1 protein-coding gene is annotated in these 15,315 nt (G+C 64.3%); it reads right to left on the bottom strand.

Going from position 1 to position 15,315, the window contains the following annotated elements; translation table 11 throughout:
* Positions 1–6: 6 nt before the first annotated feature.
* A complete protein-coding gene (locus tag N7L95_RS17740) occupies positions 7–15,093 on the bottom strand; it encodes a LysM peptidoglycan-binding domain-containing protein (RefSeq protein WP_301256575.1) in 15,087 nt (5,028 codons plus the stop codon).
* Between the last annotated feature and the right edge of the window lie 222 nt (positions 15,094–15,315).

The raw sequence follows: 15,315 nt of genomic DNA, 5'->3' as shown, positions 1-15,315 counted from the left end.
TGCAACTCAGGGTAGATAACCACGAGGGCCGGCACTCATATCATATCGAGAGCTATGCGGAAGCACCCTGCCGCCTACGACGGAATAGTCCAGGTTCTTACTATCCACGGAGAATCTGAAAGGTGGCTGATAGAGTCCTTCGGGACTTGCGGCGGGCACAATGCGTGAAACCCGTTGCGGAGACCCCGCATCTATCAAAGCTTGAAGCGCTGCTTGGTCGCCGCGAAACGACAAGGCACCGGATTCGATGTCCCGTGCAGCCCAATTGATGACCTCCTTCCCGGTAGTAGAGTTAACGTAGTATCCGCTCGCGTTGGGTGTGCCACGCGGGTGCACATGGTCCAGCAAAATGGTGTTCGAGGATACCTCCCCGAAGCTCACCCTGCCGGCGTCTCCAGAGTAGAGGGTGATGTGGCCTCCTCCGCCATTCTTTCCTGCACCCAGCGTATATGTTGTTGAGAATTCAACGCGATGCTTTTCACTAAGGTTCAACAGTTCGTTAGCGGTGGGGCGATACGGAACAACGACACCTTGAGCTCCTGGCAAACCCTCGCCTGACCTAGCACCGTAGAGCAAATCAGCAACAACGCCTTGAGGCTCTTGTAGTAGAGGGGTTTTAGTATTGCCAAAATTTTTAACATCCTGACCAACTTCCCCCGCAACTCTCGCACCTCTGCGCACGCCCCCAACTATTCCAAGCCCCGGAATGGCCCCTGCAAGAGAGTAGGTCGCCTCCTGCTTCTTCCCCTCATAGAAATAATAAATTCCAGCATCCACACCGCTCGCGACAGCACCGATTAGAGCGAACGGCCCATCAGCGGCCGTATTGACCACATCGAGCAGCAAGTGTACTTTCTCGATCTTCGTCATGCGAGGCTGCTGAGCGGGAGCAGAATCCTCTGCCTCCCATTTCTGACGCATCATTGCTTCAGCGGTAAGGCCGCTCATGATGCGCTCTCTCGCTGCCGCATTTTGCCGGGCGGCTCCCTGTTTCAGTGCCTGATCGAAGGCCTCATCCTCAGCCAAGTCGCGCTCGGGAGCAGCGCCTCCTCCCCCGCTCAGACTCAACTGGCCAGTCTGCTCGTCATAGCTGCCGCCAAACGCCCCGTTTTTCATTCTACGGAGGTTTTCAAGTGCCCTTCGCTTGCTTTCAGCGTTTGGCACCCCCGGTTCATCGACTTCAGCGGCTGCCACGGTGAATGAAGGATATGCCACCCGGTGCTCATCGCTTCGACCAAATGCATCGAGCAACTGCGAGAGCGCGTCATTTGATAGGCTCTCACCTGCCTCTTCGCCTCTTACTCGAAGATCGAGGCCACCTACCCCGTTCCCGAATGGTGCCCTCGCTCCAACTAGACCGAACGTCTTCTCCTTGTTGCGCTCGGATTCAAGCACGGCTCCAGTTAGAGAGTCCCCGATCGCGCTCCCGAAACTTTGAGCAGCAATGGACACCCAGTTTGGCTTTTCGCCAAGGGCAAGAGTGCGCGCACCGCCTCCAGCGACGCGGCTGACGGTGTCACGGAATAGCTTCCCTGCGAAATCGGCTTGCACGGCTTGCTTCGCGGCTTCGAGAGGAAGACCTGAGGCTCGAGCAAGCGCTAACTGCTCGTCAGCAATCGCTGACGCAACGCCGTAGCTCGCAACACTCCCCGCGGCGGCGGCGGCCACTCCTCGCCAATCAAACTTCTTTTGTAGGCCGGCAGCGACGGACACTCCCTGCGTCAACGCGCTGCCCACCGCGCCGCGAAGAGCTGCCCCTTGCCATCCGCCGATGCCGCCGAGAGCCGAAGTCCCAATGGCGGCCCCAACGCCAGCCCCAATAGCGCCCATGGCCACATCAGACCAAGAGAAGTGGTCCACCGTCCCCATCGCCATGCCGACGGCCTGGCTGGCCACGGACCCGACTGCACCACCGACGACGAGGGCTGTCGACAACCCACCGGTCATGGCGCCTGTACCGGCCGTCCACATCGCTTGCAGCCCGGCGTTGGCGGGAGCGGTCATCGCCCCTGCCGTCATCACGGACGCCACCACCGCGACGACGATCATCACGATGATCCCCAGCGCTCCACACCCCCCGCCCGGCGGCTTCGGCGCCGCCGGCAAGGTGGGCTGGATGTTCCCCATCGCCTCGCCCGGGTCGTACACCCGGAAGGTGCCGCTGTTGTTGTGGATGTTGGTGATCTTGGGCGGGATGGTGAGGCGCTGGTCCTCCACCAGGGTCTCGGCACCGCTCAGGCCGTTGGCCTCGGCAATGAGGTACCACATCGCGCGGTCGCCCCACACCGTCTGTGCGATGCTCTGCAACGTGTCGCCCGACTGCACCTTGTAGGTGTACGGGACCACGGACGGATAGTCGGCGCTGACCGGCTCGTAGTTCTGGTCGAAGTCGGCGCTGGCGATCGGCTTCCAGTTCTTGTAGCTTGCCTGCGGCTTGCCGCGCGCAGCCAGCGACTGGGCATAGTCGGTGCGCGTCGGGCCGTCGTTGCCGACATCGCCCACCCGCACGCCATTCGCGTAGTAGTAGCGGTGCACGCGGTTCACCCGGCCATGGTCCAGCTCGTCGCGGAGCATGATCAGGCCTTGCGCGTCCGTCACGTAGCGGAAGCTGCGTTCCCCCGCCACATCGATCGCCGTCTTGATGTGGCCGTTCACGTCGTACTCCAGGTTGGAGTAGCCGGGCTTCCACGCGCTGTTGCGGCCCTTCAGCGTGGGGTTGTAGGCCTGGTTGGTGATGGCGAACTGCTTGGCTTCGTCCCAGTATTCGTAGGCGTAGTAGGTGTTGACCTTCGTTGCGTCCTTGCCGCTGCCGATGTTCTCGGTGCGGGCCAGCTCGCCGGCCCCCCAATTCTGGGCTGTGGCAGCGTTATCGGTGGTGTCGGTGTAGTAGTAGTAATTGGTTGTGCCGTCCCCGTCCACCTGCTTCAGGACCCGGTGGTCGTTGTTGTAGGTGGTCACCCGGTGGTACGTGACGGTCTTGCCGTCCTTGTCGTACTCGGTGTAGGTGCCAACCCGGCCGGCGACGTCGACCTCGCGGTGCGCGCGCAGCGCGCCGTTGATGCTGGTGTCAACCAGGAAGCCATCGGCGGTGTAGCTGTAGCGCTCGGTGGTGCCGTCCACGCCGTTGATGGCTTCAGTCCGCCGGCTGCTGGCGTCATAAGCGACCGAGACGCCGTCCTTGCCACGCACCACCGTGACGGTGTTGTCGTCGGCTGATGTTGCGCGCGCGCCGGACAAGGCACCCTTCGTCACGACAAACCGGTTGAGCTTGTCATAGTCGTACCAATAGTCCTGCGTGCGCTTGGCCCCGTTCACCCCGTCGTGATAGACGCTGTACACACGGCGGCGGTTGCCGGCCTCGTCGTACTCGTACTCGATGGTGGCCTTGGGATCGACGATGGACTTCACCCGGTTCAGCTCGTCGTAGGTGATCCTGGCGTACTGGTAGTAGTCGCGAACGCCGCCGCTCGGGTTGAGCGGGTCCTTCAGGATCACATAGCCTTCGAAGGTCCGGTTGCCTTCCTTGTCGTACTCGTAGCTGGTGAACGAGCCGGTGGCCTTGTCCCAGATGCTCTCGATATAGCCGTTGGCGTAGTAGCTGAAAGCGATGTTCTGGCCGCTGGTGCCGGTCTGGCCGGTGAGCCAACCGGAGGCGTTGTACGAGTAGGTGAACTGGTGGCCACCCAGGTCCTGCTTCCACGTCATTCGGCCGAACACGTCGGAGCGTTCGATGGACGTGCGCTTGGCCGTGCCCTTGGTGGTTTTCTCCCAACCGCCCACCTGGAGGCCTGCGTTGCCGAGGATGTCGCTTCTGTAGACGTAGGCGTATTCGGTGACCACGCCCTGGAAGCTGGTGGCCTTCGTCACGCGCCCCAGGCTGTCATAGGCCATCTTCTCGGTATGACCCAGTGCGTTGGTGTGCGAGATGCGCTGGCCCGCCTCGTCATAGTCGTAGCGATCCACCGCGCGGACAGGCGCCGAACCGCCGTTGCCTGGGGTGCCGGCAGCGCGCTCGGGCTGGGCGGTTTCCACCAACCGGCCCATGGCGTCATAGCGGTAGTCGGTACGGTTGCCGATCTCGTCGACGGTGTAGCGCTTGTCGCCGAAGATGTCGTAGCCGTGCTGCTTCTGGCCATAGGCGTGGGCTTCGGCAAGCAGCAGGTTGCTGCCGGCGGCCCAACGTTGCGTCTGGACGTTGCGGTTGGCGTCCGTCGTTGCGATGGCGCGGCCCGCGAGGTCGTAGGTGGTCGTGGTCGTGGGACGTACCGACGCCACGAAGCCGTTGCTCAAGGTCGCCTGGGTCCTGGGGGCCACCTGGGTGGTGAGCAGGCCGGCGTTGTTGCGGGCGAAGGAGGTCGTGCGACCGAGGCCATCGGTTTCGCTGATGACTTCGCCGAAGGCGTTGTAGGTCTGGGTGCGAACGATCTGGTTGGGGTTGTCGACGCTGGTGATCACCCAGTCGAGGCGGGCGGCGCTGGAGCCGGTGGGTTGCAGGGTGAAGGTGCCGTTGTTGCGGCCGAGGACCTTGCCGTTGGCGTCAAGGGCGTCGTACACGTACTCGTACAACACCGCACCAGTGGCCGGCAGTGCGATGCTGCCGAGGCTCACATGGAACTCAGACCCGACGGCCTGCGCTTCCAACGGCTTGTAGTCGTCAGACGAGCCATGTACCCGATAGCCGATGGCGAGGCTGCGCGCACCGTTCTGCTCCGGTGCCAGCCGGAGCGTCAAAGGCAAGGTATCAGCCTCTGCTGCAAGCACGACGGGATTGGGGCCGATCTGCAGCGTTGCTCGTGTCTGGTTGTTGATCAGGTTTGCGTCGCTGTAGGCGGTGATCAGTACTTCAAAGGTATAGTCAGTTCGGGCATCAGGCGCAATGTCCGAGGCGTCCCACACAAAGCGCCCCTCCGCGTCTCGAATCGTCACCTCGACGGGGCTGCTGTAGGTTTGAGAACCAGGAGAGCGATATCTCACCTCTACACGCTTAGTATCTACGCTCTCCGCAAAACGGACCAGGGCAGGGTGTTTGTCATACGCGATGAAGTTGCTGATCAGCGGCGTGCCATCCGCAGCACGAGAGAATACGGCTCGTGCGCGATTGACAACGTTATTTGCTGAATCAAGGGCCTCGACATCCAATTCAAAGGAGGCGCCTGCAGCAAATCGATCCCATCGCAAGGCAAACCACCCTTGGGTAGGGCCACCATTGTCAGCAATACTGGACTGGTGCAATTCGTGGCTTGCGTTGGTAACCGTATTCCACTCGCCGCCAGCAATGTTCCTGTAACGCAATCTAAGACTTGCGGCAGAGCTTCCTTGCTCGACGATGTTGAGCCAGCCGTCTTTCAGTGCATAGCCTCTCCCAGGCCCACCATCCCCACCAAGCAAACCATTCTGCTGGCCACTGTCCAGGACCCCTTCTCCATTCACGAGGTAACCACGCTGACGGTTCACAACTCTGTCGTCGGAAGCCATCACCAAATAGTCGAACTCCAACTCACCCTTTGGGAGACCGGCCAACCCTTGCGCAAACCGCCCAGAGATCGGATCGCCCTTTTGGTTATGAACTCGAGGAACCCACAGACAGGAGTAGGGCTCGCTCGAGCCCCTAGGACGATAGAAGAGAATAAGGCGAGTTGCGTCGGTACGTTGGCCGCTGAAAAGCAAAACATCCGGGGTAGAAAATCCTCCTGAGGTTTGCCAATCGTAAATTAATTGGCTGCCATCCCTCCAGGTTTGAGGAGCGGACCAGTGATCCACCGAAGTTTCGGTCGGAACCGTCACTTCCCCGAGGCTCACGGAACCTTGCTCAGTATTCTTGGAGAGGCGGTAGGTAATATGATCAACGACCTTGTCCCACTGCATCTCTTGGCCGAGCCTTAGCTTGAACTGCCTGCTCCCGCCTTCCGCACCGATGATTTCTGGAACAACAACTTCACCAAAGGAAGCAGTCTTCGATGGAACAGTCTTTAAAGGGATACTGACCCAAGCGCCACTGGTTACATCGACATACCAACCCAAAAGCTCCAACGTGACGTTACCCGCCCCCCATGCCGTCGTGTTGGGGACCTGCACATTGATTTCTGCATCGTAGATGAAGATTTCAGTGCCGTTCGGGCGTGAATAATCGCCCTTATGGATATTCTGACTTACGCTAACCTGCCCAGACCCTACTGCGACTGCGCCTGCGAGAACCTGGTTTCCAGAGCGCTGCACATCAGAAATTGTGGCATCAGAACCCACACTGATTGCCGACTTGGATCCTACGTACACGGAGTGCCCGGTCGTGTTGCCCTGAATCACCGCGGATGCCCTACGTCCCTCCATATTGGCCTCGAACGACTTCACCACCTGATTCCGCGCATCAAACACGCTGATGTGCTTATCCGTGTCCTTCCGCCCCAGCACCTGCCCCAGCGTCAACCCCGACACATCACTCCTCGAAGTGATCGTCAGCGTCGCATTCCCCGCTGCGTCATGCACGTGGACCTTGGTGATGCCATCCCCGGAGTTCGTCTTCCACACCCGCCCTGCCCGATCGAACGCAGCAAACTCCTGCCACGGCGCCGACGACTCCTTCGTGTAGCTGCGCTTCCCGACCACCTCTCCGAAAGCGTTGTAGAGCACGTCATACACCACCTTCGTGGCAACGTCGGTCTTCTTCACCTCCCGGTTGAGCCCGTCGTACTGGTACCAGGTCACGTCGTCGACCGTGAGCCCTTCTGCATCGCGGCGCCCCTTCAGCGTCTTGCGCGTGACATTGCCAGCGGCGTCATGCCGGAACTCAGTGACGGCGCCCGCAGCATCCGTCTGCGAGGTCATCCAGCCGTTCTTGCCATAAGCGAAGCGCGTGATGCGATCGTCGGACTCCGACTGCTGGTCCTTACCCCGCTTGATCTCGCGCAGCACATTGCCCAGCGCGTCGTATTCCCGGTCCGTCGTCGGGCGCACCAGGGCCCCTTCGAAGTCCTGGAACTCCGGCTTTTCCTCCCGCACCTGGCGGCCCACCAGGTCGAATTTCCAATCGGTGGTGGAGTCCACCACCGTCGACGTTCCCTGCGTCTTGCGAGTGACGTTGTTCAACCCGTCATAGACATAGCGGGTATATGCGTCGGCCGACGTGTTCGTCACTGCGCCTGCAGCGTCCAAGGTGCCATAAGCCACCCGACGAAGGACTTCCGTCACCACCCGGTTGAGCTTGTCGTACACATACACCTTGGTCCGGTCGACAGAACTGCTCGCGGTCAGGTTCGCCGGATCCGTCAGTTCAGCCAAGGTGGTGTCGTCCGTGACCGGCAGCGCTGCATTCACCGCGTAGAAGTGCCGCGTCTCGGTGGTCATGTTCCCGAGCCCGTCGTACTGCCAGCGGGTCAGGTAACGCAGCGCATCCAGCTGTCCCACCTTCCGGCCCAGGGCGTCGTAGTACAGCCGCGTGACGTTGCCGTTGGCATCCACCTGCTTCACGACATTGCCCATCGCGTCGTAGACCACCTGGGTCTCGATGGCTCCGGTCCATGCCCGGTACTGGTTGCCGTTCACCGATGTGTCGTAAGCCGCGAACTGCATGTCCTCGATGCGGGTGCCGGTCTGCCGGCCGGCCGCGTCATAGCTGTAGAACACGGTCCGGTCGTTCGCCTTGTCGGCCACCACATACATGGCGGTCACACCAGCCGCCGGCGCAGCGTCCAGCACCTTCACCGGAACCGTTGCGGTCAACACAGCGCCGTTCGAGAACTCGACCGTGTTCGCAAAGGTCTTCTCGGCGATCTTGTTGCCCGCTTCGTCGTAGGTGTACACCGTGAGCGCCAGGGCGGGCGACACCCGGGCCACCTCGCGTCCCAGAGCATCGTAGTAGTGCAGGGTGCGGCCGCCGCGCGGGTTCCTTTCCTCGATGAGGTTGCCGCGCGCGTCATAGGTCTTGAGCACCGTGGGCGTCACCGTCACGTCGGTGCCATTCACGGGGTCGAAGGTCGCCGTCGGTTCGCCGTTCTGCTGGATCAATCGCCCCAGCCGGTCATACGCGAAATTCGTGCGCCGCTGCTCGAACAAGCCGGTCGCCTCGGTTTTCCCCTTCAGGTTGCCCATCGGGTCGTAGGCAAACGTGGTCACCACGTCCACCATCACCGGCAAGCCGTCAGCGCCCAGCACCGGCAGGCCGTCGCTGCCGAGCTTGCGGGTCTTCTCCGGCGAGGTTTCGGTCAGCACCCGGCCATTGCGGTCGTGCGTGTAGCGGTACACGCCGCCCACCTTGTTGGTGTAGCTGACCTTGTTGCCAAGGCCGTCATAGCCCATGCGCTCGACATACCCGGCGGCGTCGGTGATCACCGTCTGCCGGTTCAGCTTGTCATGCTCGATGCGCGTAATCTGGTCGCTGCTGCCTTTGAGGAGGTAGACGCCTTCGGTCGGTGCAGCGGTCACCACCACCGGGCGGTTCGTTTCGCTCAGGCGATGCACGGCGGCATCGCCTGCCACGGCGACGGCCTTGAAGTACCGCGTCACCGCGTCAACCGTGCCGAACGCGTTGTAGGTGGTCTCCACCGCGCTGCCGACGGGGTCCACATGCAGCACGGCGCGGTTGAGGCGGTCAAAGTAGAAGTAGCCGGTGTTGCCGTTGGGGTCCGTCACCTTCACCGCATTGCCGAAGACGTCGTAGGCGGTGCGGGTCACGCCGCCCAGCGGGTCGGTGACAGTGGTCACCCGGCCCTGTGCGTCGAAGGTCTGCAGGGTGGTGTACTTGGCATACAGAGCCGCCTGCTGGGCGCTGGTCAGCGCGGCCTCCAGTTGCGGCAGGCCCAGCGCCACACGGGTCTTCTGGGCCCATTCGCTGTCGGTCTCGGCCAATTCCACACCACGCGCCTCGATGATGCGGACGCGATTGCCCACGCCGTCAAGGGCATAGCGGGTCACTGCCATCTCGGCCGTCTTGTAGCCGCGGACCTCCTTGCCGAGTCGGCCCGCATGGTCGTAGCCGAAGAGCGTCCAGCTCTGCGCAGATGTGCCCTCAGCTTCAATGGTCTGGATGCGCCGGCCCACCGCGTCATAGACATGCCGCGTCGCCACCCCTTCGGGATCGGTCTCCTTCACCAGGCGACCGGCCGCGTCGTATTCATTGCGGGTGGTCGCATCCCGCGTCACCCAATTGCTGGACGCTTGCGTCACCGGCGCCACCGTGGGCACCTGGCCGTCTGCCAGCGTGCCCAGGAAGGCCGTGGCATAGCGGGTGGTGCTGGTCACGCGGCCCAGCGCGTCGTACTCGCGCTGCGTGACGAATCCCAGCGCATCCACGCTGTGTGTCGCCCGGTTGGCCTTGTCATACACGGTGCGCGTCACCTGGTCCCGCGCGTTGTCGGCCGCCACGGTGACACGGGTCACGCCATCCACCACCGTGGTGCCCGTCATGGGGTTGGCGTAGCGGCGGGTCTCCACCACGTTGCCATTGGCGTCGTAGCGGCGTTGCGTCACGCCGTTCAAGGCATCGACGCTGTAGGCAGCGCGCCCTGCCGCGTCGTAGAAAGTTTGCTCGACCTGGTCCGCCGCCGGGCTCTCCACCAGATAGGAGCCGGTCGCCGGCGGCGTGGCGCCCACCGCCACCAGCACCGGCGGGGCCACCCGCAAGAGGCTGGTGGGAATGGTCGCGGCATTCGTGTAGATGCCGATCCTGCGCTGTACCACGTTGGCAAAGCGCGTGAGCTTCACGACGTTGCCGCTCGCGTCGTACTCGCGCTTCACCACAAAACCAAGCGCGTCGACCGTGTGCGTGAGGCGACCGTCCTTGTCGTAGGTCCGGTATTCCACCTGGTTGCCGGCGTTGTTCGCGTAGTCGGCATTGGCAGCGGCCAGGGCCGCCGCCACCGCTTCGGAGGTGGCGGCCAGTCCTAGCGCCGCCAGGCTCGCCGCGTCGATACGGTCCGCATAGGCAATGGTGCGGCTGATGCGGCCATTGGCGTCGTAACCGGTGTTCCTCACCGCGCCGGTGCCGTCGACCAGCCACACCAGCCGGTCTTCGGCGTCATACACATAGCGCGTCACCGCGCCATTGGCATCGGTCTTCACCGTGACGTTGTCATTGGCGTCGTAGGTGTAAACCGTGCGCACGTTCACCACGCCGGGCGACACGATCTCTTCCACACGCCGGCCCAGTTCGTCATAGACGTAGCGGGTCACCTTCGGCTGGGTGGATCCTGCGCCCTCGGTGAGAGTCACCACCCGGCCGCCCAGGTCGTAGGCGTATTCGGTGCGGATGCCGAGCCCGGACGGGTTGTCGTCCGCGGCGCCCACCATCGCGTCCGGACCTCGCCTGGGGTCCGTGGTGACGGCCGCGACACGGCCGTGCACGTCGTACTCGGTCAAGGTCCACACGCCATTGGCGTCCTGCACCCAGCTGGCCTGACCCTTCGCGTCATAGCGATAGCGGGTGGTCAGCTTCAGGCCATCCGGGTCCACCACGCGGGTCAGCACCCGGCCGGCTGGGTCGTAGCTGGTGCGGGTGAGCGTGCCTCGGGCGTCGCGCGTCTCGAAGGCGCGGCCGGCTTCGTCGTAGCGGGCGGTGGCCTCCGCCATCACTGCGCCGGTGGCGGGCACCTCCTTGCGCGTAGCCACCAGCTGACCGTCGCGGTTGTACTCGTACTCGGTGCGGTACTGCCCGTTGCTGACGCTGACCACCTCGCCGAACTGGTTGTAGTCGGTGGTCGTGCTCACGCCTTCCGGCGTCTTGACGGTCAGGCGGCCCTTCGCCGGGTCGTACGTAGAGATGGTCGTGAAGCCCCATCCGTCCTTCGAGGTGTACACCCGAGAGAACGCGTCATACGTCGTGGCACGCGCCACACCGGTGGCGTCCTTCACCTCGATCTCGCGGCCCATGCGGTCGTACTGGCGCGTCACCACACCGCCACGCCCATCGATGCTCTCGACCACACGGCCGAAGGCGTCATGCGTTAGCTGTGTCGTGCGCTGAGCAGCGGTGCCGGTGGCTTCGGTCCTGCTCTTCAGCAGGCCCCGGCGGTCGTACACCAACTGCGAGGTCAGCGTGGTCGCGGCCGCGCCGCGCACCTGCACCTGGTCGTAGCGTTGTGCCGCCTCGCCGAAGGCGGTATAGCTCTGCTTGCTCAGCACCTGGCCTTGCGCGTCGTACCACGCCCAGACCCGGCCGAGCTGGTCAATGTCGGTCCTGCGAGTGGTCTCGCCGCCCGCCAGCGCCGCCACGGCGGCGCTGATGGCCGTGTTCAAGCCGCCGGCGCCGGGTGCGGCCAGCGTCTTGGCATAGCGCGTCTCGCGCACCCGGTCGCCAAAGGCGTTGTAGCCGTACTCGGTCACCTCGCCCAGGGCGTTGATGCTGTGCGTCAGGCGGTCTTCGCCGTCGTAGTAGAAGACCGTCTTGTCGCCACCAGTGGCGGCGTTCGGCGTCACCGTCGAAATGCGGCGGCCCGCCTTGTCATAGCTGTGCTGGGTGCCCCATCGCTGCCAGACGGCGTCTACCTGGGCCGCAGTGGCGCCGGTGCCCAGGGCCAGCAGCTGCTGGTGGCCTTCTGCGCCGAGCTCCGCCACCAGGCGGCCCTGCACGTCGTAGCGCTTCTGTTGGGTACGCGCCTCCGCGGTCTCTGCGCCGCGGATGGTGCGCACCACGTTGCCGGCCAGGTCGTACTCCAGCAGGGTCACCAGCGCCAGCGGCTGTCCGCTCTCGCGCTTGTCCTGCCGCACCAGGCGGTTGGCCGCGTCGTACTGGAAGGTCGTGCGCTCGTCCAGCGAATGGGCGCCCGTCGGCACCGTGGGCAGCACGGCCGGCGTGGCCTCGTTGTAGGTGACGCGAATCGCCTCACGCACTTCCTCGATCTTGTTGCCGGCCGCGTCATAACGCGCCCAGCTGAGGTAGCCACGGTGCAGGGCGGTGGCGCTGTCGTAGCTCTCGGCCACGAAGCAGCCGGTCACCTGGCCCTTGGCATCATGGAAGTAGGCGGTCAGCGTGTCGTTGGCGGGATCGGCGGCCGGCGTCAATTCCGCGAGCGTGCCGCTGGCCCGCAAGGCTTCCGTAGTCACCGTCGCATGGCGCACGGTGCGGCTCAGGCGGCCGGCGTCGTCATAGATGTTCCTCGTCAGGTAGCCTTCGGCGTCCAGGGTGCCCAGGGCCAGGCCGGCATCACTGAAGAAATACCGCGTGCGGCGGTCATTGGCGGCATCGGCCACCGGCACCGCGCTGGGTGATGTGGGCGGGATGTCGAGGCCGGCGGAGGTGGTCAGTGCCGTGAGCGCCGACAGCTGCGCCGGGGTCAGGCGATTGGCGTAGGCAACGGTTTCCACCACACGGTCTGCGCCGTCGTACCTGTACTCCACCACCGAACCGGTGGCGTCGATGGTCTTCGCCAGGCGGCCGGCCTTGTCGTAGATGTTGCGGCTGACGCGGTCGTGGGCGTGCGCGGCTGGGCGGACATTGATCGGCGTCGCATTGACCTGGGTCGCCGACACTTCGCCCACGTGTACATGGGTCGCAAAGGCAAACGAGTAAGGCTCGCCTTCAATCGTCGGCGTCTTGCGCACCACCACCCGGGCAGAATCCGCGCCGGTCGGCGCCGTCACAAAGCCCCACAGGCGCTTGTAGGTGGCGAGCGTCGCCCCGGCCCGCTTCTCGGCGTTGTTGAGCAAGTCCCCACCGGTGGGCACCTGCGAGGTATCGCCCGCCGCAGGCAGGATCCGCTTACCGTCCTTGTCGTAGAAGAAGACCTCCAGCGACACGCCGGCGGCCCTTTGCACGCCCGTGTAGGCCGACACTTCATACCGCCGGCCTGCCACCACCTTGGCCGCCGCCGACTCGATGTAGGAAGTCAGCGGCTCCGTGCCCGTCTGCTTCAACCACAAGGTGACGTCGCCAGGCAGGCTGTAGGTCGCATTCAGGTTCTGCCCACTCGTGACGTTCGCACTCGCCGGCTCGCTCCCCTGCCGCCACCCCGCCATCCCGTTGTCCAGTAAGGACTGCGGCAAGGCCGCGCCCGCCGGGTCGGCCGCCAGGCTGGCCAGCATTGCCGCCGACACCGCGTTCCCATACCGCTTGGTCGCCGCGACCTGGTTCTCCGGGGTGTACAGGTACTCCGTCAAGCCCCCCTCGGCATCCACCTCCCCCACCTTGCGGCTGGCCGCGTCGTAGATCAGGTAGCTGCTGCGCCCGGTGGCATCCGTCGTCTTCACCAGGCGGCCCAGCTTGTCGTACTGGTACGTCGCCACGCCCAATGACGCATTGGCCTGGGTGCCGTCCAGCTGCTCCAGCTTCACCACCCGGCCAGTCGCATCGAACGTGCTCACCGTGACCAGGCCATTGGCCATCGTCACGGTGGTCTGCCGCAGCGCGTCGTTGTAGACCGTGGTGGTCACCCGCCCCAGCCCATCGGTCTGGCTCACCAGCCGGTTCAGGCCATCCTGCTTATAGGTGGTGACTGCGCCGCGTGCATCGATGGTCTGCAGCAATTGCCCGGCCGGGTCGTACACGTACTGCGTCACACCCTGCTCACCGTTGAGCATGCCCGCCCCGGCGGCGGTCAACTGGCTGTACGTCGTGGCCTTGCTCAGTTGGCCACGGGTGTCGTAGGCGAAGTCGCTGCGCTGGCCCTTGCTCTTGTCCAGGCCCGCGGCCCAGCCCTCCAGTTCGGCCAGTGCCGGCTGGGCGGCCGCGGCATTGCCATACAGGCCGCCGCCATGGCGCAACGTGGCGCTGCGCTGGCCCAGGCTGTTGTACTGGTGCTCGGTGACCCGCCCATCCGCATCCACCACAAAACGCAGGTGCAGCTTCGCGTCGTACACATAGCGAGTGGTCGCGCCCTGGCCCGGCAGCGCCGCGCCTTCGCCGTCCGGGTCAGGCAGGCGGTAGACCGTCTCGCTCAGCAACTCGTTGCGGCTGCCGTAGCTGCGCTCCACCACGTTGCCCAGCATGTCCCGTTCATAGATGCGGTTGCCGTTGCCGTCGTAGCGGTAGCGCGTGCTGTTGCCGCGGGCGTCGATGGTCTCGTACACGTCACCGTTGGCGTCGTAGCCAAAGCGCGGCAGCTGCGTGCCGTTGCCCACCATCGGCGCCTTGATGCTGCGCAGCAGCTTGGTGCTCGCGTCGTAGGCCAGCTCCGTCACCTGCCCCAGCGCATCGGTGACCTTCGTCACGCCCGCCACCGAGTAGTCGAAGCTCGTCGTGCGCACCTGCCCGTCGACGGTTTCCTTCACCGCCGTGATGCGGCCACTGGCGTCGTAGTCGAAGTCCAGCTTGCTGCCGTCGGTCTGCGTCAGCGTATCGAGCCGGTCCGAGGTGGCGTCGACATAGGTGTAGGTGGTCACATAGGTCTTGCCGTCGGCCACCGAGTTGTCCTCGGGGTTCAGGTCCACCGTCACGCTCGTCAGGCGGTTGGCACTGTCGTAGCCGTAACGCACGCGCGTCCGCACGCTGGCATCGGCCTTCACCGTGCGGATCTGCAGGATGTTGGCCGTCTTGCCGGCGCTGCTGTCGTAGTCGATGTAGACGGTCTCGCCGCCCGCGGTCTTGATCTCGGTGACCAGCCCGGCGGCGTTGTAGCCCAGGGTCAGCGTCTTGCCGTCGAGGTCGGTCACGCTCTTCAGGCGTGCCTCGCGGGTGGTGGCGTTCACCACCTCATAGACCTCGCGCACCTGCGTGTCGCCGTCGGTGAAGGTCCAGACGCTGCCATCCCACGCCAGCGTGTCGTAGCTGCCACCGCCCTGCTTGCTGACGTAGGCGGCACGTCCGGCGTCGTAGGTGAACAGCTGCTCGGCACCGTCTTCGCCCAGGCGGCTCACGGTACTGCCGGCGGTGTTGATGGTGCCGCTGGCGCCCAGCACCCGGCGGCTCAGGCCCAGGCGCCAGTTGTCGCCATTGTCGTCATTGGAGGTGCCGAGGCTGTTGTAGGTCCTCAGCAGGGCCACATCCGGCCCCGTGCCCATCAGCCATTCATCCTGCTGCTGCACCACCAGGTTGCCGGTGCCGGCGTTCACATACACCCGCTCGCCCGAGCGCCCCTGCGTCGCCTGGCCCAGTTGCCCGGACGCGCCGAGCTGGCCCAAAGACGTGTTGATCAAACCCAGGCCCTGGCCCGCGACGATTGCCGACATGCTGCGATTCCCTCACCGCCGCGCGCTGGAGGACGGACCCCGGCCAGCGAGCGGCTCGAACTGTTGTTTGGTTTCCATGTGTGCCGGACGGGGCCGCGCTAAGTCCTTGCGCGCGATGCCACAGCCGCCCGGGCGGGACACCTTCGGCATCCCGCGCTTGCAGTGGTTATCCAGAGATTTGCCGAATGGTTTAGCGCCTCCCCCCGGATCACGGGGGATTCG

The sequence above is a fragment of the Eleftheria terrae genome (assembly GCF_030419005.1).
Taxonomy (GTDB): domain Bacteria; phylum Pseudomonadota; class Gammaproteobacteria; order Burkholderiales; family Burkholderiaceae_C; genus Caldimonas; species Caldimonas terrae.
Note: the sequence above shows the minus strand (reverse complement) of the source record. Positions and strands in the feature narration are given on the sequence as shown.

Coding starts and splice junctions, on each gene's coding strand:
- N7L95_RS17740 (WP_301256575.1), bottom strand. CDS start 15,093: ATGTCGGCAATCGTCGCGGGCCAGGGCCTGGGTTTGATCAACACGTCT.